At 42.0% G+C, this 20366-nt stretch carries 22 protein-coding genes; 21 read left to right on the forward strand and 1 reads right to left on the reverse strand.

Going from position 1 to position 20366, the window contains the following annotated elements:
* The first annotated feature begins 24 nt into the window (after positions 1 to 24).
* From flhF to OCU78_RS04300, 21 genes are all read left to right on the forward strand, one after another.
* Entirely contained in the window at positions 25 to 1503 is a 1479-nt protein-coding gene (gene flhF, locus OCU78_RS04200) for a flagellar biosynthesis protein FlhF (protein WP_137372314.1), read from the forward strand.
* 13 nt (positions 1504 to 1516) lie between these two features.
* Positions 1517 to 2404 carry a MinD/ParA family protein gene (locus OCU78_RS04205; RefSeq protein WP_137372315.1) on the forward strand — a complete coding sequence of 296 codons (888 nt, stop codon included), beginning with the start codon at positions 1517 to 1519 and terminating at the stop codon, positions 2402 to 2404.
* Positions 2397 to 3131: an RNA polymerase sigma factor FliA gene (locus tag OCU78_RS04210; RefSeq protein ID WP_137372316.1), complete on the forward strand. Its 735-nt coding sequence runs from the start codon at positions 2397 to 2399 to the stop codon at positions 3129 to 3131. Before OCU78_RS04205 ends, OCU78_RS04210 begins: the two co-directional genes overlap by 8 nt.
* Before the next feature lie 42 nt (positions 3132 to 3173).
* Positions 3174 to 3542: a chemotaxis response regulator CheY gene (gene cheY / locus OCU78_RS04215; RefSeq protein WP_012603445.1), complete on the forward strand. Its 369-nt coding sequence runs from the start codon at positions 3174 to 3176 to the stop codon at positions 3540 to 3542.
* A gap of 106 nt (positions 3543 to 3648) precedes the next feature.
* A complete protein-coding gene (locus OCU78_RS04220) occupies positions 3649 to 4386 on the forward strand; it encodes a protein phosphatase CheZ (protein WP_137372317.1) in 738 nt (245 codons plus the stop codon).
* Positions 4387 to 4395: 9 nt separating this feature from the next.
* Positions 4396 to 6582 (forward strand): chemotaxis protein CheA, encoded by a 2187-nt coding sequence (locus OCU78_RS04225; protein WP_261856024.1) that lies wholly within the window; start codon positions 4396 to 4398, stop codon positions 6580 to 6582.
* A 12-nt stretch (positions 6583 to 6594) separates the two neighbouring features.
* Complete coding sequence (locus OCU78_RS04230) at positions 6595 to 7689, forward strand: protein-glutamate methylesterase/protein-glutamine glutaminase (protein WP_137372319.1); 1095 nt, start codon at positions 6595 to 6597, stop codon at positions 7687 to 7689.
* Positions 7690 to 7698: 9 nt separating this feature from the next.
* Entirely contained in the window at positions 7699 to 8481 is a 783-nt protein-coding gene (locus tag OCU78_RS04235) for a ParA family protein (RefSeq protein WP_137372320.1), read from the forward strand.
* The gene (locus OCU78_RS04240) at positions 8468 to 9550 is read left to right on the forward strand and encodes a chemotaxis protein CheW (RefSeq protein ID WP_137372321.1); all 1083 of its coding nucleotides are present in this window, start codon (positions 8468 to 8470) and stop codon (positions 9548 to 9550) included. The genes OCU78_RS04235 and OCU78_RS04240 overlap by 14 nt, the downstream gene beginning before the upstream one ends.
* Positions 9551 to 9586: 36 nt before the next feature.
* Complete coding sequence (locus OCU78_RS04245; protein ID WP_137372322.1) at positions 9587 to 10072, forward strand: chemotaxis protein CheW; 486 nt, start codon at positions 9587 to 9589, stop codon at positions 10070 to 10072.
* Entirely contained in the window at positions 10072 to 10578 is a 507-nt protein-coding gene (locus OCU78_RS04250; protein WP_137372323.1) for a DUF2802 domain-containing protein, read from the forward strand. Before OCU78_RS04245 ends, OCU78_RS04250 begins: the two co-directional genes overlap by 1 nt.
* A gap of 277 nt (positions 10579 to 10855) precedes the next feature.
* Complete coding sequence (ccmA, locus tag OCU78_RS04255; protein ID WP_137372324.1) at positions 10856 to 11473, forward strand: cytochrome c biogenesis heme-transporting ATPase CcmA; 618 nt, start codon at positions 10856 to 10858, stop codon at positions 11471 to 11473.
* Between the two features lies 1 nt (position 11474).
* Positions 11475 to 12143 carry a heme exporter protein CcmB gene (gene ccmB, locus OCU78_RS04260; protein ID WP_137372325.1) on the forward strand — a complete coding sequence of 223 codons (669 nt, stop codon included), beginning with the start codon at positions 11475 to 11477 and terminating at the stop codon, positions 12141 to 12143.
* Positions 12144 to 12269: 126 nt separating this feature from the next.
* A complete protein-coding gene (locus tag OCU78_RS04265) occupies positions 12270 to 13013 on the forward strand; it encodes a heme ABC transporter permease (RefSeq protein ID WP_137372326.1) in 744 nt (247 codons plus the stop codon).
* An 11-nt stretch (positions 13014 to 13024) separates the two neighbouring features.
* Positions 13025 to 13231 (forward strand): heme exporter protein CcmD, encoded by a 207-nt coding sequence (gene ccmD, locus OCU78_RS04270; protein WP_137372327.1) that lies wholly within the window; start codon positions 13025 to 13027, stop codon positions 13229 to 13231.
* Positions 13228 to 13710 carry a cytochrome c maturation protein CcmE gene (gene ccmE / locus OCU78_RS04275; RefSeq protein WP_137372328.1) on the forward strand — a complete coding sequence of 161 codons (483 nt, stop codon included), beginning with the start codon at positions 13228 to 13230 and terminating at the stop codon, positions 13708 to 13710. Before ccmD ends, ccmE begins: the two co-directional genes overlap by 4 nt.
* Complete coding sequence (locus OCU78_RS04280; RefSeq protein ID WP_137372329.1) at positions 13707 to 15680, forward strand: heme lyase CcmF/NrfE family subunit; 1974 nt, start codon at positions 13707 to 13709, stop codon at positions 15678 to 15680. The genes ccmE and OCU78_RS04280 overlap by 4 nt, the downstream gene beginning before the upstream one ends.
* Positions 15681 to 16232, forward strand: a complete 552-nt coding sequence (locus OCU78_RS04285) for a DsbE family thiol:disulfide interchange protein (protein WP_137372330.1) — start codon at positions 15681 to 15683, stop codon at positions 16230 to 16232.
* Positions 16232 to 16714 carry a cytochrome c-type biogenesis protein gene (locus tag OCU78_RS04290; protein WP_167494005.1) on the forward strand — a complete coding sequence of 161 codons (483 nt, stop codon included), beginning with the start codon at positions 16232 to 16234 and terminating at the stop codon, positions 16712 to 16714. The genes OCU78_RS04285 and OCU78_RS04290 overlap by 1 nt, the downstream gene beginning before the upstream one ends.
* Entirely contained in the window at positions 16714 to 17937 is a 1224-nt protein-coding gene (gene ccmI, locus OCU78_RS04295) for a c-type cytochrome biogenesis protein CcmI (protein WP_137372332.1), read from the forward strand. The genes OCU78_RS04290 and ccmI overlap by 1 nt, the downstream gene beginning before the upstream one ends.
* A gap of 114 nt (positions 17938 to 18051) precedes the next feature.
* Positions 18052 to 18843 carry an MlaA family lipoprotein gene (locus tag OCU78_RS04300; RefSeq protein WP_137372333.1) on the forward strand — a complete coding sequence of 264 codons (792 nt, stop codon included), beginning with the start codon at positions 18052 to 18054 and terminating at the stop codon, positions 18841 to 18843.
* Between the two features lie 104 nt (positions 18844 to 18947).
* Here the strand turns inward: OCU78_RS04300 and OCU78_RS04305 are convergent, their stop codons facing one another.
* Entirely contained in the window at positions 18948 to 20225 is a 1278-nt protein-coding gene (locus tag OCU78_RS04305) for an outer membrane protein transport protein (RefSeq protein ID WP_137372334.1), read from the reverse strand.
* Positions 20226 to 20366: the final 141 nt, after the last annotated feature.

A 20366-nucleotide genomic window follows, 5' to 3' on the forward strand; every position in this document is an offset into this window, starting at 1 on the left:
CCCTAAACAATACGGATTATTGAATTGAAAATTAAACGGTTTTTTGCCAAAGATATGAGAACGGCGCTCCTCCAAGTTAAAGAAGAACTTGGCTCGGAAGCTGTGATCATGTCAAACAAAAAAGTCGCTGGTGGGGTTGAAATAGTAGCGGCTATTGATGGTGAAGCGGGTAATTCCTCCTCAAACCCACGTTTAACTCAGCCTCAGAAGCAGCAAGCTCAATACACACAAATGTCTTCATCCGCAGCTACTGCTGCACGTCGTTCATTAGAAGATGACAGAGTGAGCTTGAATGCGAACTCAGAAGCAGGTCGTTCGATGACAAAACGATTTGCCAATATGCTAAAGCAATACAGTAACGGGGCGGATGAAACACAAGAGCATAAAGCGGAGAATGAAGATTCACTTTCAGCTCTTCTAAATCGACAGGCTAAGAGTTCGCACAATGTTGACGGCGCTTTCGGTCATGAATCAGGGTTGGCAAAGCTTATCTCTGAAGATCGTCGTGTTGAGCGTCCCGCTCCACGACTAGATCCAACTCGTTACGACCGAGGTCGTGAATCAAGCCCACAAAAAAGCTCTGATACCGAGATGGAAACGATGCGAGAAGAAATGACGTCTATTCGCCGTTTATTAGAGCATCAAGTTTCCGGACTGATGTGGCAAGAAGTCGAACGCCGTGAACCTTTAAGAGCAATGTTGATCAAACGATTAGAACGCATGGGTGTGTCTTCTGAGCTTGCAGACCAAATGGCCTGCTATATTCCCGAAGATACAAAACCGGCCCGAGCGTGGAAGGCTTTGCTTTCACTAGTTGCAGACCAAATAACGGTTACTCAAAAAGATATTTTGAAGCGAGGTGGCATTGTTGCCTTGCTTGGACCTACTGGTGTAGGTAAAACGACGACAGTTGCAAAATTAGCTGCGCGTGCAGCTATGGAGTATGGCTCAGACAACGTCGCGTTGGTTACAACAGATACTTACCGTATCGGTGCTCATGAACAATTATCAATTTATGGCAGAATTATGGGTTGTCCTGTAAGAGTTGCTAAAGATTCCAGTGAGTTAGCCGATGTAATATATCAGCTACGTAATCGACGACTGATTTTAGTCGATACAGCAGGTATGGGGCAGCGAGATGTTCGTTTATCGGAACAGTTAGATACGCTAATGCAAGAGAGTGGATCTGTGATTCATAGTTACCTAGTTCTCCCTGCTACAGCCCAACGCAAAGTATTGCAAGAGACAATTGAACATTTTAGACGCATTCCTCTTTCGGGATGCATTATGACTAAACTTGATGAATCATTGAGTTTGGGTGAATTCATCAGTGTAGTAATTCAAAATGCATTACCAGTTGCTTACATAGCAAATGGCCAACGAGTTCCTGAAGATATTGTGATAGCACAGCCAAAGTACATGATTGCTAAGGCTAACGACTTGCTTGAAAAATCAACAGAGAATGAACCTCATTACTGGAACAGTGATTCCGAAGGACTCTAGGCGGCGGACAAATATGACTCAAAATATGATACATGATCAAGCTAGCGGCCTCCGTCGCTTAACAAAGCCTTCACTTACTAAAGTAATTGCGGTTACAGGTGGTAAAGGCGGTGTCGGTAAATCGAATGTAACCTTAGGGCTTGCCATTTGTATGGCTCGTCAAGGTAAAAAGGTTATGGTTTTGGATGCTGATTTAGGATTAGCAAATGTAGATGTCATGCTAGGTATTCGTTCTAAACGTAACTTAGGGCATGTACTGGCTGGTGAATGTGAGCTAAAAGACGCAATTGTTGAAGGTCCTCATGGTATTCGAATCATACCTGCGACTTCTGGCGCACAGAGTATGACTGAACTTTCTCACGCTCAACACGTTGGTCTTATTCGTGCATTTGGTTCATTAGAAGATGAAATGGACATCTTATTAATTGATACGGCTGCTGGTATATCTGATATGGTAGTGAGCTTTTCAAGAGCCGCTCAAGATGTTGTTATTGTTGTTTGTGATGAACCTACATCTATTACTGATGCCTATGCTTTAATTAAACTATTAAGCCGAGAACATCAGGTGCAGCGCTTCAAAGTTGTTGCAAATATGGTCAGAAGCTACCGCGAGGGCAGAGAATTATTTGCAAAGTTGACCTTGGTCACAGAGCGCTTCTTGAATGTGAGCCTCGAACTCGTAGCATGTATTCCTTTAGATGATAAAGTACGACAAGCAGTTAAGAGACAAAAGATCGTAGTGGATGCGTTCCCTCGTTCGCCAGCTGCTTTGGCAATTAGCTCTTTAGCCAATAAAGCCTTAACTTGGCCAATTCCAAAAACACCTAGTGGTCATTTGGAGTTTTTTGTAGAAAGATTGCTAAATCGTAATGAATTCTTAGAGGAACCGTTTGGTGAATAAAGCGCTTACTTATGATCAGCATGCAAACCTCAATAGCCAGCAGGCTTTTTTTGAGAAGTACTCTGTGTTGGTTAAACGTATCGCTCATCATTTATTAGGGCGATTACCGCCTAACGTATTAGTTGATGATTTAATTCAAGCAGGAATGATAGGCTTGATTGAAGCTCAACAAAATTATGATGGCTCAAAGGGTGCAAGTTTTGAAACTTACGCCGGTATAAGAATTCGTGGTGCGATGCTTGATGACATCCGCCGTGGAGATTGGGTTCCGAGATCCGTACATAAAAATAATCGCGAAATTAGCAGCGCGATCTCAGAGCTTGAAAGTGTACTCAACCGTGATCCTAGTGACGCCGAAGTGGCTAAGCATATGGGACTTTCACTTGAGCAATACCACAGTGCACTTACTGACATCAATTGTTCAAGATTGGTTGGAATAGAAGATTTAGGGGTGTCGGACGACGCGATATCTCCTAATGATGACTCACATGATAATACTCCTTTTCAAGGTGTTGCCGATGAGTCATTCCGCCAAGCATTAATTGATTCGATAAAACAACTTCCAGAGCGTGAAGGTTTAGTACTTTCGCTCTACTATGATGAAGAATTAAACTTGAAGGAGATTGGGGAAGTATTAGGTGTCAGCGAATCTCGTGTCAGCCAAATATTAAGCCAATCTATGCAGCGTCTACGCACTAAACTAAGTGCATGGACTCAGAACGACTAACAACACTGGTTCTACTCAGTGGAGGCAATTTTGAACAAAAACATGAAAATTCTCATTGTTGATGACTTTTCAACGATGCGCCGTATTGTTAAAAACTTATTACGTGACTTGGGCTTTAATAACACTCAAGAAGCGGATGATGGTTTAACTGCGCTACCAATGCTTAAAAAAGGTGAGTTCGATTTCGTAGTAACTGACTGGAATATGCCAGGAATGCAAGGAATCGACCTATTGAAGCACGTTCGTGCTGATGCTGAACTTAAGCACTTGCCTGTTCTGATGATCACTGCTGAAGCAAAACGTGAGCAAATTATTGAAGCAGCACAAGCTGGCGTAAATGGTTACATTGTTAAACCATTTACAGCTGCAACTCTAAAAGAAAAACTAGACAAGATTTTCGAGCGTTTATAAGCACGGAATACTTGTTTTCAAGGCGCTTCCTAATTAATTGCAAACAGCCATTTATGTAGGCTTATTTAAGAAGCGTAAGAAACATGCGGAGAAAGGCCTGATCAGGATGATTTCATTAGAACAAGCAAAAAAACTGGTGCAGTTGCTTGAAAATCACGAGCAGCAAGAAGCTGACTCTCTTGTTAAAAGCATTTATGAAGATAGTGATAATACGACCCTTCAAGATAATCCAATGCTTCAAGAGATTGGTACGCTTACTCGTGATCTACATGACTCATTAACTCAATTTAACTTTGACGATCGCATGAGTGTTATCGCGAATGACGAAATCCCTGACGCAAGGGATCGCCTTCAATACGTCATAGATAAGACAGAGATTGCTGCCAACAAAACGATGGATGCTGTCGATCGTTGTATGCCAATTGCAGACAACCTTCATGAGTGCTTACTCCAAGTTAGGCCGCAATGGAATGAACTGATGCACGGTCGAATTGAGCTTGCGAAATTCAAAGCTCTATGTCACCGCATTGATGGGTTGTTGGTTCAAGTAGAAGGTGATAGTACCGAACTACGTGGGCAATTAACCGAAATCTTAATGGCACAAGACTTCCAAGATTTAACAGGGCAGATCATTACTAAAGTGATTACCTTAGTGAATGAAGTCGAAGGTCGCTTAGTTGAGATCCTTACTGTCTTTGGGGCAAATCAATCAGAACAGAATACCGATGCAGAGAAAAAAGCATCCATCGAAGCTGAGGGGCCAATTCTAAACCCTGAAGAACGTGAAGATGCGGTTGCATCGCAAGATGAAGTCGATGATTTGTTATCCAGTCTCGGATTTTAAAGGTAACGTATGAGCTACGAATTAGATGAAGACATTCTTCAGGACTTTTTAGTCGAAGCTGGAGAGATTCTAGAATTACTATCAGAACAGTTAGTAGAATTAGAAAATAACCCTGATGATAAAGATTTGTTAAACGCAATTTTCCGTGGTTTCCACACGGTGAAAGGTGGCGCTGGGTTCTTAGCATTGACGGAGCTGGTTGATACTTGTCACGGTGCTGAGAACATCTTCGACATTTTGCGAAATGGTCAACGCAGTGTAACCGCTGGTTTAATGGATACGATGCTTCAGGCACTTGATACTATTAACGTTCAATTTCAAGCTGTGCAAGATAGAGAGCCTTTGGTTCCTGCTACTCAAGAGTTACTTGATGAGCTTCATCGCTTATGCAAACCAGAATCTGCTGACGCGCCTGTTGAAATTCCTGAAATCCCAGTTTCAGCTCCTGAGCCAGTTCAGCCTGTTGTACAAGCAACAGATATTAGCGCATCTTCAGTTGATGAAATCTCTGAAGATGAGTTTGAGAAATTACTAGACGAACTTCATGGTAAAGGTGGCGCTCCAAATGCCGCAGTAGCTGATTCAGCCCCTGTTGCACCTGCTCCAGTATCAGCGATGTCTGATTCAGGTGATATTACAGACGATGAGTTTGAAAAGTTGCTTGATGAGTTGCATGGTACCGGCAATAGCCCTACGTCTAATGATGTCACACCGCCACCTCCGCCAGTTACACCGCCGCCAGCTACTTCTGCATTTGCTGGTGACGATCTAATGACGGATGCTGAATTCGAAAGTTTACTTGACCAATTGCACGGTTCGGGTAATGGCCCATCTGTTGAAGAATTGGATGCTGCAACCAAACCGGCAGCCGCACCTGCTCCTTCTGCACCAGCAGCTTCTATACCAACACCGCCTCCTGCGCCAGCACCTGCCCCTAAACCGGCAGCTAAAGCTGAACCAGTAACGAAAGCCCCAGCAAAACAAGAAGCTAAGGCTCCGGCAACTAAGAAGCCTCAAGCGGATGCTACCGTTCGTGTTGACACCTCAACACTTGATACCATTATGAATATGGTCGGTGAGCTTGTTCTAGTACGAAATCGTCTAGTGAGCTTAGGGCTAAATAGTAATGATGAAGAAATGGCGAAAGCCGTTTCTAACCTAGATGTAGTAACAGCTGATTTGCAAGGCGCGGTAATGAAAACGCGTATGCAACCAATCAAGAAAGTATTTGGTCGATTCCCTCGCGTTGTACGTGATCTAGCACGTAGCTTGAAAAAAGACATCGTTCTTGAAATGCGTGGAGAGGAAACTGATTTAGATAAGAACTTAGTAGAAGCTCTTGCCGATCCACTTATTCACTTGGTTCGTAACTCGGTTGACCACGGAATTGAAATGCCAGAAGACCGTTTGTCTGTTGGTAAGTCTCGTACTGGTAAAGTAATCCTTTCAGCCTCTCAAGAGGGTGACCATATTGAACTGGCTATCGTTGACGATGGTGGTGGTATGGACCCAGATGTATTACGTGGGATTGCGGTCAAACGAGGGATTATGGATGAAGACGCGGCTTCGCGTTTATCAAACAAAGAGTGCTTCAACTTAATTTTTGCTCCAGGCTTCTCTAGTAAAGAAAAGATTTCCGATATCTCAGGTCGTGGTGTTGGTATGGATGTTGTTAAAACAGCAATCAATACTCTAAATGGTTCTATTGATATCGATTCAGAGCTGGGTAAAGGAACCAAGATTACAATCAAAGTACCTCTAACGTTAGCAATTTTACCTACGTTAATGGTTGGTGTTGCGGGTCACCCATTTGCACTACCACTTGCATCTGTAAATGAAATCTTCCATCTAGATTTAAGCCGCACCAATGTGGTTGATGGGCAATTGACTATCATTGTTAGAGACAAGTCAATCCCACTATTTTATCTACAGAATTGGTTAGCGCCGCAAGCTGGCACTATTGAACTGCGTAAGGGACATGGGCATGTTGTTATTGTGCAACTTGGCAGTCAACGTGTAGGTTTTGTGGTTGATACCTTGATTGGACAAGAAGAAGTGGTTATCAAACCTTTAGATAACTTGTTGCAAGGAACGCCAGGTATGGCAGGTGCGACAATTACAAGTGATGGGCACATTGCATTGATTTTAGACGTGCCTGATCTACTAAAGCAGTATGCAGCTGCTTCAAGAATTTAATTAAGGATAGATATGGCGATTAAAGTATTAGTCGTTGATGATTCGAGCTTTTTTCGCCGTCGCGTAAGTGAGATCATTAATTCAGAGGCTCGCCTAGAAGTTCTAGATGTTGCAGTAAATGGTAAAGAAGCAGTAGAAAAAGCAAAGCAGCTCAAACCTGATGTTATTACTATGGATATTGAGATGCCTGTTATGGATGGCATAACTGCTGTCCGTGAAATTATGGCTGCTTGCCCAACTCCGATTTTGATGTTTTCTTCACTGACTCACGACGGTGCTAAAGCAACGTTAGATGCATTAGACGCGGGTGCTCTAGATTTCTTACCTAAGAAGTTTGAAGATATTGCCCGAAATAGGGACGATGCGGTTGTTTTACTCCAGCAGCGAGTTCTAGAAATCGCTTCTAAACGTGGATTGATGCGCCGAGCTCCAATTCGTCCAGCTCCTACTGCATCAGCGCCTGTTCGCCAAACAGCGACAACGGCAAAACCAGCATCAGTGGTTAAAGCTAAATATCGAGCATCAGGTAAAAAGTATCAATTAACTGCAATTGGGACATCAACTGGCGGTCCTGTTGCGTTACAAAAAATTCTGACTCGTTTACCTGCTAATTACCCTCATCCCATTGTGCTAATTCAGCATATGCCGGCTACCTTTACTGCCGCTTTTGCTAGCCGTTTGAACACTTTATGCAAAATCGAAGTGAAAGAAGCGCAAGATGGTGATGTGTTAAAGCCAGGTGTTGCCTATTTAGCTCCAGGTGGCAAACAAATGATGATTGATGGCAGAGCTGGTTCTTCACGTCTTCGCATTCTAGATGGCGGGGAACGAATGAACTATAAACCTTGTGTTGATGTGACATTTGGTTCTGCAGCGAAAATATACGGTGATAAGGTCTTATCTATGGTGCTTACAGGCATGGGTGCAGACGGCAGAGAAGGTGCTCGCATGCTTAAATCGGCAGGTGCAACAATCTGGGCACAAGATGAAGAAAGCTGTGTTGTTTACGGTATGCCTCAAGCTGTCGCGAAAGCGGGGATCTCAACAGAAGATCTTCCATTAGAGCGAATTGCTGAAAGAATGCTTGTCGAAGTTGGATTATCGTAGGTATAGCACATGATAGTTTGGAGTGTTGCAAACCAAAAAGGTGGTGTTGGAAAAACCACAACAACGGTTACTTTAGCTGGCTTACTTAGTCAAAAAGGGCACCGAGTGTTACTTGTGGATACCGACCCTCATGCATCACTAACCACGTATCTGGGTTATGATTCAGATACGGTAGAAGCCAGTTTATTTGATCTTTTTCAACTTCGTGAATTTTCGAAGCAAAGTGTTAAACCACTTACTTTAAAAACAGAAGTTGAAGGGATCGATATTATTCCTGCGCATATGTCACTTGCCACACTTGATCGTGTCATGGGGAATCGTAGCGGTATGGGGTTGATTCTAAAAAGAGCAATCACAGCACTGCACGGTAAATATGATTATGTGTTGATTGACTGTCCGCCGGTTTTGGGTGTGATGATGGTTAATGCTTTGGCTGCTAGTGACAGAATTTTGATCCCTGTTCAAACCGAATTCTTAGCATTAAAAGGCTTAGAGCGAATGATCAGAACGCTTACTATTATGCAGAAATCTCGAAAGTCACCTTTTCAGGTAACTATTGTGCCGACTATGTATGACAAGCGAACGAAGGCTTCTTTACAAACACTGACTCAGTTAAAGCAAGAATATCCAGACCAAGTTTGGACATCAGCTGTACCAATAGATACGAAATTTAGAGATGCAAGTTTGAAAAGGCTCCCCGCTTCTCATTTTGCATCCGGTAGCCGTGGTGTTTTTGCGTATAAACAATTGCTTATTTACCTTGAGAGGTTGGCGATAAATGAGCATCACTAACAGTTTATCTGGCGAACAAGCTCTAGATGATTACTTTACTGCGCTATTAGATGAAACGCCTGAATTTGATGAAGAAAGTCCTCTTATTAACCAGGTGGCTGATTTATCATCTGCAGAGCCAGAGCCAGAGCCAGAGCCAGAGCCAGAGCCAGAGCCAGAGCCAGAGCCAGAGCCACAACCTCAGCCTAAAACGTTTTCAACGTATGCTGAACTTAGGGCTCAAGAATTTGAAGTTCCAAACTTAGAAGATGTCCAAAAGCTTCTAAGTCAATTGGAATCGACTAACATCGTGGAAGAATTAAACCTCGATGAAGTCATGGATAGAAATACTCAGCAGATAGCTTTGCAGGCGGAAGAAGCAGTTCCAGAAACTATTCCTGTTAATGATACTGCGATTGTTGAAGAAGAAATTCAAGGCTGGGATATACCAGAACCAGAAATTGAAGAAAGAATATCGGATGAAGCGTTATGGGCTAAACAAGCTCTATCCGCGGCAGCATCAATAGCTGAAGATACTTCGGTTATTGAAGAAAAAGAAATTGAAGCACCAAGCCTACCTGAAACTGAATTACAGACTGAAAGTGGTGGTAGTGATTTAGATACTTGGAAAAGCACAATACGAAGTGAAGATTTTCAAGTGCTCTATTTTGATGTAAATGGTGTCACTTTTGCGGTCCCACTAGATGAATTAGGTGGTATTCATCAACTTGGTGATGTGAGTCATTTGATTGGTAGACCTAAGTGGTATCTTGGTCTTCAGACCAATAAAGATAATCAGCTTGATGTAGTTGATACTGCAAAATGGGTAATGCCAGAAAAATTAACGGATGATGAGTACAAAGAAAAGTACCAATACATCGTTATGCTTGGTGAAAGCTTATGGGGCTTAGCAAGTACTGAGCTCAAAGGTACCGAATTACTGAATGCAGACAAAGTACGCTGGCGAGAAATGGCAGGTAAACGACCATGGCTCGCTGGTATGGTGAAGGAAAAAATGTGTGCTTTGATTCACGTTGAAGCATTAATAGCTATGCTTAATGCAGGGCTTGATGTAAAAGCATTAGATTAAAAAAATAAGTCGGGCACGACATTAAGAGGATTAAAGATGAACGAAGTTGAAGTAAGAAAAGATCAAGGTAATGATGAAGTGCTTCAGTGGGTAACTTTTCAACTAGAAGAGGAAACTTACGGCATCAATGTAATGCAAGTTCGTGAAGTATTACGTTATAGCGAAATTGCTCCTGTACCTGGCGCTCCTGACTATGTACTAGGGATTATCAACCTGCGTGGTAATGTTGTCACAGTTATTGATACTCGCTCTCGATTTGGTCTAATGCAAGGTGAGATCACTGATAATACTCGTATTATTGTGATTGAATCTGAGCGTCAAGTTATTGGTATTCTGGTGGATAGCGTAGCTGAAGTGGTGTACTTGCGTTCTTCTGAAATCGATACAACGCCAAGTGTGGGTACTGATGAAAGTGCTAAGTTCATCCAAGGTGTGAGCAACCGAGACGGCAAACTACTTATTCTAGTCGACCTTAACAAATTATTAAGCGAAGACGAGTGGGATGAGATGGCTCACCTATAATGTTTGATGCATTTCAAATAAGCCCTGCTTTATTACTGATTGGAGCAGGGTTGATTAGCTTACTTCTTATCGGGTTATTGACCCGTGTGAAAAATGTTATTCAGAAACAAGTAGATCAATCTCGACTGCACGTTCGTAATCTTGAGAAAGAACTTCAAAAATCAAGTAAACAACTTTTAGAAGTTCGTTCTGTTGTTATTGGTTTAGGTCAAAAAGTGACAGAGCAAGAAGATGTTATTAAACATCTTAGCGAACGAATTGTAGAGCTTGAACATGTAGACACTGACGGTCGGCTTTATACAAGAGCGACTAAGATGGTACAACTTGGCGCTGGTATCAATGAGCTTATTGAGGAATGTGAATTACCAAAAGCTGAAGCTGAATTGATGATGTCATTACAGAACAAGCTAGCTGGAAAAGAAAAGGTTCCACCGTTACGCAGCGATCCTTCATCGAATCATGAAAGGTCTCATCACCAAGATAGAAGAAAACCGCAACGACGCTAGTGTTCTCGAACCTATAACAACTCTAAAATTAAGAAGCTTCGGCTTCTTTTTTTGTTTTTTTTACACTCTATTTATAGAACGATGTTTATAAGTCTATGTATCAGTAGTAATTACTTTAAATAAGAGAAAATATGTAAATTGTGATGGTGTAGTTACAGTTTCTTACCGAGATTGTTGTTTCGTAAAGACCTAGTCCTATTTTGTCCCTTGAGTGCTGTGTTACTATAGCCCACTTATTATGAGATCCAATTTACCTACAGATTAGACCAAAATACCTATGTTAGAAGTCACCAACTTAACTGCAATTCGTGATGAAAGGGTTCTTTTTGAATCACTTTCTTTTCAACTGAAATCGGGTGAACTTGTTCAAGTTGAAGGAAGGAATGGCACGGGAAAAACAACACTTCTCAGGATAATTGCGGGCTTAGGTGACCGAGATGAAGGTTCAATTTATTGGGAAGGTGAATCAATTCAGTCTAATCGTGATTCTTATCATCAAAATCTATTGTTTTTAGGGCATCAAACTGGAGTAAAGCGTGAGCTAAGTGCATTTGAAAACTTACGTTTTTACCAATCTATCCATAATGTCAATGCAACAAAAGATGATATCTATGGAGCATTGGCTCAAGTGGGTTTAGCTGGAAGAGAAGATGTACCAGCAGGACAGTTATCCGCAGGACAGCAACGACGCGTTGCTCTCGCACGTTTGTGGTTAAGCAATCAAATGCTTTGGATTTTGGATGAGCCACTTACAGCAATCGACAAACAGGGTGTAAAAGTTTTGGAATCACTTTTTTCTAAACATGCCGATAACGGTGGTATTGTTTTATTAACAACCCACCAAGATATGTTTGCAGATAGCCCTAAACTTCGAAAAATTAAGCTGGGTGAGTAATATGGTTTCTTCAATGACTACAATTATTCGACGCGAGCTACTTATCGCATTTCGTCGTCAAGCTGATATTTTTAACCCTCTGTGGTTTTTTATTATTGTTATTACCTTATTCCCTTTAAGTATTGGTCCTGAGCCAAACTTACTGGCGCGTATCGCGGCCGGTATTGTATGGGTGGCAGCTTTATTGTCAGCTTTATTGTCTTTAGAGAGGCTATTTCGCGATGATTTCCAAGATGGAGCGCTTGAGCAAATGATGCTCATGCCCATCCCGTTGCAGTTGGTCGTCTTGTCCAAAGTCATAGCGCACTGGTTATTGACTGGGTTACCCTTGATTTTAATTAGTCCATTACTGGCTGTTCTCCTATCGTTAGACTTCGATACCTGGTTAGCCGTTGTCTTAACTTTATTGGTTGGTACACCTGCATTAAGCTTTATTGGTGCAATTGGCGTTGCCTTAACTGTAGGTTTACAAAAAGGGGGGGTGTTATTAAGCCTGTTAATTCTTCCTCTTTATATACCTATACTTATTTTTGCTACATCAGCGATAGATGCTGCAGCTTTAGGTGTAGCTTATGATGGGCAGCTTGCCATTTTAGGGGCAATGTTTATGGGGGCGATGACTCTAACTCCATTTGCGATCAGCGCAGCTCTGAGAGTCAGTGTGAATTAATTTCTGGATAGTGAACTTATTACAATTATTTGACTCATAGAGTCCGGTAAACAAGCAAATACAAAATAATAATAATCACAGCTAATAGTTGTTGTGAGCAATATGAAGTAAGAGTGAGAACATATAATGTGGAAATGGCTACATCCCTACGCCAAAGCAGAGGCTTCATACCAGCTCGCTGGTAAACTTTTGCCGTGGTTTTCAATTCTAGCGTTATTGTGCCTGTCTGTAGGTACTGTTTGGGGCTTAGCATTTGCTCCTTCGGACTATCAACAAGGCGATAGCTTTAGAATCATTTATATCCATGTTCCTTCTGCCATTTGGTCTATGGGCGTGTATATGTCTATGGCAATTGCAGCATTTATAGGACTTGTTTGGCAAGTTCGCCTCTCTGATATGGCCGCTCTTGCGATGGCACCTATCGGTGCAGTGTTTACCTTTATTGCATTACTAACAGGTGCTGTTTGGGGTAAACCAATGTGGGGCGCATGGTGGGTATGGGATGCACGGCTAACTTCTGAACTTATTCTTTTATTCTTATATCTTGGTGTGATTGCTTTACACCACGCATTTGATGATCAAAAAACAGCTGCCAAAGCGGCAGGCATCCTTGCGATCGTTGGTGTGATTAACCTACCAATTATTCATTTCTCAGTTGAATGGTGGAATACGCTTCACCAAGGCGCAACTATTACCAAGTTTGATCAGCCTTCAATTTCATCTGATATGTTATGGCCATTACTACTTAATATCTTTGGTTTTGCCTTCTTCTTTGGTGCACTGACTATGATTCGTTTCCGCAACGAGATTATAAGTAAAGAAAGCCATAGACCTTGGGTCCGTAAACTCGCCGCTGAAAAAGCACAGTAAGGTAGATTATTATGTATTTTGAATCTCTGAGTGATTTCTTTGCAATGGGAGGCTATGCCTCGTATGTCTGGAGCGCGTTTGGAATTACCTTTTTATCGATGTTTATTCTTATGATTGTAAGTATTCGTCGTGGAAAACAGCTACTCACTGAAGTACAAGCAAAAATTGATCGCCAAGAGCGAATTGATGCAGCAAAAAATATGGAGAACACTCTATGAATCCGAGACGTAAAAAGAGGTTAGGCATAGTACTAGCAATCTTTTTTGGTATCAGTGCGACAATTGGTTTAATGGTCTATGCACTTAACCAGAACATGGATTTGTTCTACACACCGACTGAGCTTGTAAATGGTAAAGATGGTAAGAAACCTGAAGTAGGGCAGCGTCTACGTATTGGCGGGATGGTTGTTGTCGGATCAGTGAAACGTGACCAAGAATCTTTACGCGTAAGTTTTGATTTAGCAGATATTGGTCCAAAAGTTACCATCACTTACGATGGTATTCTTCCTGATCTTTTTCGTGAAGGGCAAGGTATTGTCGCTCAAGGTGTATTAAAAGATGCAACAACCATCGAAGCTTTCGAAGTACTTGCAAAGCATGATGAAGAATATATGCCATCTGAAGTTGCTGAAGCCATGAAGAAAACCCATGAGCCTTTGCAATATTCGGAAGACCAAAAAAAAGGAGCATATGAATGATCGTTGAGGTCGGCCATTTTGCCATGATCCTATCATTGGGTTTGGCATTATTATTAAGCGTTTTACCTTTGTATGGCGCAGCCAAAAACAACACAATGCTAATGAACACCGCGAGACCACTGTCTTGGGGGATGTTCCTATTTCTAGCCGTGTCGTTTGTCATTTTATGTTATGCCTTTTATACCAACGACTTTACTGTTCAATACGTAGCAAGTAACTCTAATAGCCAACTACCTTGGTACTATCGGATTACTGCGGTTTGGGGAGCTCATGAAGGTTCATTGCTGCTTTGGGTTCTAATCCAAGCGGGCTGGACTGTTGCCGTTGCCACATTTAGCCGTGGAATGCCACAAGAATCAGTGGCGCGCGTATTGGCAATTATGGGTCTGATAACAGTAGGGTTTTTACTGTTCATCATTATTACCTCTAACCCATTCTTACGTACTCTTCCATTCTTCCCTGTTGATGGTCGTGATTTAAACCCACTTCTACAAGATCCGGGTCTAATCATTCACCCACCAATGCTTTACATGGGTTATGTTGGTTTCTCGGTAGCTTTCTCTTTTGCTATTGCCTCTTTAATGAGCGGTCGTTTAGATACAGCATGGGCACGTTGGTCTCGTCCTTGGACAATCGCAGCATGGTTGTTCCTAACGCTAGGTATTTCTCTTGGTTCATGGTGGGCTTACTATGAACTTGGCTGGGGTGGTTGGTGGTTCTGGGATCCAGTTGAAAACGCATCATTTATGCCTTGGTTAGCGGGTACTGCGCTAATGCACTCACTAGCGGTGACTGAAAAACGCGGTACATTCAAAGCGTGGACAGTGTTACTGGCTCTTTCTGCATTCTCATTAAGTTTATTAGGTACGTTCTTAGTTCGTTCGGGCATTTTGGTTTCTGTTCACGCTTTTGCGTCGGATCCAGCTCGCGGTATGTTTATCTTAGGCTTCCTAGTATTTGTTATTGGCGGTTCACTATTATTGTTTGCTGTAAAAGGCGCGGCAGTACGAGTGCGTGGTAACTTTGATCTTGTATCAAGAGAAAACGCTTTATTAGGTAACAACATCATACTTATCGCAGCGCTGGTCGTTGTCTTAGTGGGTACATTATTACCATTGGTCCATAAACAAATTGGTTTGGGTTCAGTTTCAATTGGCGCACCATTCTTTGATATGTTGTTCTTTTGGCTGATGATTCCATTCTCGTTCTTATTGGGTATTGGTCCTCTGATCCGTTGGAAGCGTGACAACTTATCTAAGCTTGTTAAACCTATGCTTATTTCAGGTGTTGTTTCGCTGACACTCGGTGGTCTACTGATCACAGTGCTAGCTGAGCGCTTCAATGGTACTGCTTTCACTGGTTGGGTGATGGCTATTTGGATCATTTCCATGCACGGTTTTGAGTTGCATGAGCGCGCAACCCATCGTCATACTTTCTGGAAAGGTGTTACTAAGTTGCAACGTAGTCATTGGGCTATGGTGTGTGGTCACCTTGGTTTAGCAGTGGCTGTTATTGGTATTGCTATGGTTCAAAACTACAGTATCGAAAGAGATGTACGTTTAGCTCCTGGTGAAAACTTCCAACTGAACGAATATAACTTCTACTTCTCTGGTGTACGAGATAAAGATGGCCCTAACTATGATGGTTATATTGCTGACTTTGAAATCACCAAAGAAGGTAAATACATCAATACATTGCACGCTGAAAAACGTTTTTACACAACTGCTAAGTCGATGATGACTGAAGCTGCAATCGATAGAGGCGTTACACGCGATCTTTATATTGCAATGGGCGAACGTTTAGATGACAACAAATCTTGGGCTGTGCGTATTTACTACAAACCATTTGTACGCTGGATCTGGGCTGGTTCAATCATTATGTCTCTAGGTGGCATTATTGCAATCACTGACCGTCGTTACCGTTTTCGTAAACCATCGAAAAAGCAAGAAGCAGTAGAGCAGGAGGCATAAATGAACAAGAAGATTCTATTTATCCCACTGGTTGCATTTATGGTGCTAGCCGCCATATTTGCTACGCAACTGGTTCGTAACCAAACAGGGGATGATCCAACAAAACTGGAATCTGTCCTGATTGGTAAAGAAGTGCCTGAGTTTCGATTAGAAGACTTAGCGGAACCTGGCAAATTGTATGACCAAGCCGTCTTTAAAGGTGAGCCTTTACTACTGAATGTTTGGGCGACTTGGTGTCCAACTTGTTACGCAGAGCACTCATATTTAAATCAGTTGTCTGTGGAAGGCGTGAAAATCATCGGTATGAACTATAAAGATGATCGTACTAAGGCTGTTGGTTGGTTAAATGAGTTGGGTAACCCATATTTGATCAGTTTATTTGATGGCGATGGCATGCTTGGTTTAGACCTTGGTGTCTATGGCGCACCAGAAACTTTTCTCATTGATGCAAATGGCATTGTTCGTTACCGCCATGTAGGGGACGTTAATCCTACAAACTGGGCAGAAACATTGAAGCCAATGTACCAAGCGTTATTGGAGGAAGCGAAATGATGAAACGTGTTTTACTCGCATTACTTGCCACTTTCGCTATTTCTTTAACTGCAACGGCAGCAATTGAAGTGTATGAGTTCGATACACTGGATCAAGAGCAGCAATTTAAAGATTTAAGTAATACTTTGCGTTGCCCTAAATGTCAGAACAATACTATTGGTGATTCTAATGCAGAACTTGCACAAGATCTTCGCCAAAAAGTATATGAAATGACCAAGAAAGGGCAGTCTGAGCAAGAAATTATTGATTACATGATTGCTCGCTACGGTAATTTTGTTACCTATAATCCGCCGCTAACACTAGCGACATCGATTCTTTGGGTCGGTCCTTTTTCTGTCATCATCTTAGGTTTTGGTTTGATCATATTGAGAAGTCGTAAGACCAAAGCAAAAACTGCTGACTCTAAAAAGAGTTGGGATGAAGATAAAGAAGCACGCTTAAAAGCGCTGCTAAACGAGAAGAACGACGGAGATAAAGAATAATGACGCTTTTTTGGATTTCTACGGTTGTTCTAACTCTAGCTGCAATTGCCTTGATTGCTGTGCCTTTCTTGAAAAGAAAAGCGAACAACGATGAAGCACTGCGTGATGAATTGAACAAAGCTTTCTATAAAGATCGCTTGTCTGAACTTGAAGTAGAAGCTGCTGAAGGTTTGGTGGAGAACCAACAAGACCTGATTGCCGATCTAAAACAATCACTGCTTGATGATATTCCAACACAACAGAAACAGCAGAAAACAAAGACTTCTATCGCTGGAGTACTTGTTCCTTCTGTACTTTTAGTGGTGTTAATTTCTTATGGTATGTACTACAAGTTCGGTGCTTCAGATAAAGTTCTTCACTGGCAAGAAGTGAGCTCTAACTTACCTGCATTATCTAAAAAATTAATGTCGGGTAGTGGAGAGGTTCTTAGTGATGATGAATTGGAAGACCTTACTCTTGCACTTCGTACTCGCCTCCATTATCAGCCAAAAGATTCAACAGGTTGGTTACTGCTAGGTCGTATCGCCTTAGCTAATCGTGATGCAGGAACTGCAATCGATGCAATGGCGCGAGCATACAAACTTGAGCCTAAAAATGAAGACGTCCAACTTGGTTATGCGCAAGCGTTAATGCTGTCTCAAGATGAAGCTGAACAAAATGAAGCTCGTTTATTACTTAGCCGCTTGATTAAAAATGATTATGTGGATATTCGAGTGTTCTCTTTGTTAGCTTTTGATGCTTTTGAGCAACAAGACTATGCTGGTGCTGCTAAATATTGGAGCATCATGCAGCAGATGATTGGCCCTGAAGATAGTCGTTATGAAATGCTGGCTCGAAGCATTGAAAGTGCTAAGAAGAAAATGAGCCCATCAGAGAGTGCGGTAGCAGGTAAAAGTGTTGCGGTGACTTTAACGCTCTCTGATCAAGTGAATACTTCGCCTGACTCAGTATTAATAGTGTCTGTTCATAGTGCTGATGGCTCGCCAATGCCTATTGCTGCTGCTCGTTACCCACTTGGCAGTTTTCCTCGCACGGTTGTGTTGGATGATGGTAACAGCATGATGCAAGGCCGTAACCTTTCCAGCTTAGATACTTTAATGGTTAGAGCAAGGTTAGACAGTGATGGTAATGTCGCTACACGTGATGCTGATTGGTATGGTGAAAGCGAAGTTGTAGAACTTGGCGCGCCAGTAACAGTTAATATTGAGAAACAATATCAATAGTATTCAGTAGTAAGCATTCCGATTCTTATCGAAACGGTATAAACTTACGACACCAATTGAGGCCAGCGATTGCTGGCCTTTTTTATTATTCAGCCCCCTTATGGAAAAGGTCACATGACGACACGTTTTTTGAGATTAACCTGCATTGCTGTTACCGCGAGTTTTGCTGTAGGTTGTTCTAGTGTTCCAGAGCAAGAGTCTGAAAATACTGAAATAGAAACAGCAGCGGCTCAAGTTGAACCTTCGCATCCTAATGATCCTTTTGAAGGGTTTAACAGAGCTATGTGGGAGATTAACTATGAGTATTTGGACCCATACTTGGTTCGTCCTGTGTCTCTTGCCTATGTAGATTATACGCCGGTGCCTATTCGCAGCGGTATTTCTAATTTCCTTGCAAACCTTGATGAGCCTGCAAGCATGATTAATAACTTGATCATGGGCAATGGAGAAAAAGCCGTCGATCACTTTAACCGTTTTTGGATCAACAGCTCATTTGGTTTATTAGGTTTGATTGATGTTGCCAGTGCCGCCGGCATAACCAAGTACGATGATAAGTCATTTTCTGATGCAGTCGGTCACTATGGGGTCGGAAATGGACCTTACTTTATGGTTCCGGGCTACGGACCTATAACGACTCGTGAAGTAACAGAGCAAGTTGATGGTTTGTACGCACCATTGTCTTTAATATCTTTTTGGGGAAGTCTAGGTAAATGGGCATTTGAAGGCATGGAGAAGAGAGCGATGGTTGTGCCTCAAGAATCTATTCTTTATGACTCACCAGATCCTTATGCATTGACTCGTGAAATCTATATTCAGCGCAGAGACTTTAAAGCTGAAATAGACATTGAAGAGTTTGATCAAGAAGAGGAAGACTTCATTGATGACTACCTTGATGAAGAATATTAAGCTGCTGGCTTTCTCTTAAAAGTAGTACTTAAAATAAAAAGGGGCAGATGATTTCATCTGCCCCTTTTTTGATCATCTTAAACTCAGATAGTTTAAAGTTCTTATTAGAAACGGTAGTTTGCTTGCACACCGATAAGCCAAATGCTACCAGTTACTTCACCTTCAAATTTACCACCAAATGGTGCTGAAGTTGCATCGTTTTCAACCATGCTTGCATCTTTCGCAAGGATGTATGTGAAACCTGCATCTAATGAAAGTTGCTCAGACCATTGGTAACCTGCACCAACACTTAACCAGGTACGATCTGTCTCTGGAATAGTTGCAGTGCGGTGTTCGTCACTTACTGCAGAAGTGTCGTATGCGATACCAGAGCGTAACGCTAGCTTCTGTGTCATTTGGTAAGTTGTACCAATCGCAAAGCGGTAGTTGTCTTCCCAGTTTTCTTGCTTGATCTCAACGCTGCTTTCCCCTGGGAAATCAGCAACAAGTTTTTCAAAGCTGCTCCAATCAGTCCAGTTGATGCTCGCGTGGATAGCAACTTTCTCTGTGATCTGGTGGAAGCTTGCTATTTCAGCTGTTGCTGGTAACGCTAGATCCATAGAACCACTTTTGTGTGCATTTGGATCTGCTTGATTGAAGCCAAGACCTTTAGCGTAGCCTTCAAGTGTTAAGTCCACTTCAGATTTGTAAGTAAAACCAACACGATGATCATCATTAATTTGCCATGCTGTACCTACTTGCCAGCCCCAAGCAGTATCATCACCTTCCATATATTTTAAAGCGGTTCCAGCTGGTACTTGTACTAATGAGTTTTCTGTTGAAACTGCACCAAAGCTACCTTCAGCCATTACATAACGAATACCACCACCAACAGACACATTGTCCAACACTTGGTATGCAGCATTAAGGTTTAGCTCCATGCTGATAACGCTCGCTTCATTACCGTGGTTTGCACCACCGAAATCAGTCCCTAGGTCAGTTTCCATCCCGTAGTTTGTGCCAGCAGCAAAGCCTAACGCAAACTTATCGTTGTACTTATGAGAGATGTAAAAATTTGGAATAACAGCGCTATGTGCAAAATCACTTGAACTAGATGAAGTTTTGGTGCCTAGCATTGAGGTCGATGTACCATTAAGGTCAATATTCGGGTCAACATAGATAGCACCAATAGAAACTTGAGTGCCTTCAAGGTAAGTCAGCATTGCAGGGTTACGCCATTGTGCGCCTGCATTGTCTGCCATTGCAGCTTCACCCGCATAAGCTCGACCTAAGCCGGTTGCAGAATATTCTGCAAGTTGAAAACCAGCAGCTTGCGTCACTGTCGAAGTAGAAAGTAAACCGAATGCCACTGCGGCAGATAGGAGAGTCTTATTTGTTTTCATTATGATGTTCGCTGAACTATTAATTTTAAGTAGCGTGATTTTACGTTTAGAGTCTTTACTTTAAAAATGAAATTCGAATAAAACAGTGTTTTAGCGATTAAATTGTTAAATAAGAGTGTTTGGTAGATTATTTGACTGAAT

Source organism: Vibrio gallaecicus, from assembly GCF_024347495.1.
GTDB classification, from domain to species: domain Bacteria; phylum Pseudomonadota; class Gammaproteobacteria; order Enterobacterales; family Vibrionaceae; genus Vibrio; species Vibrio gallaecicus.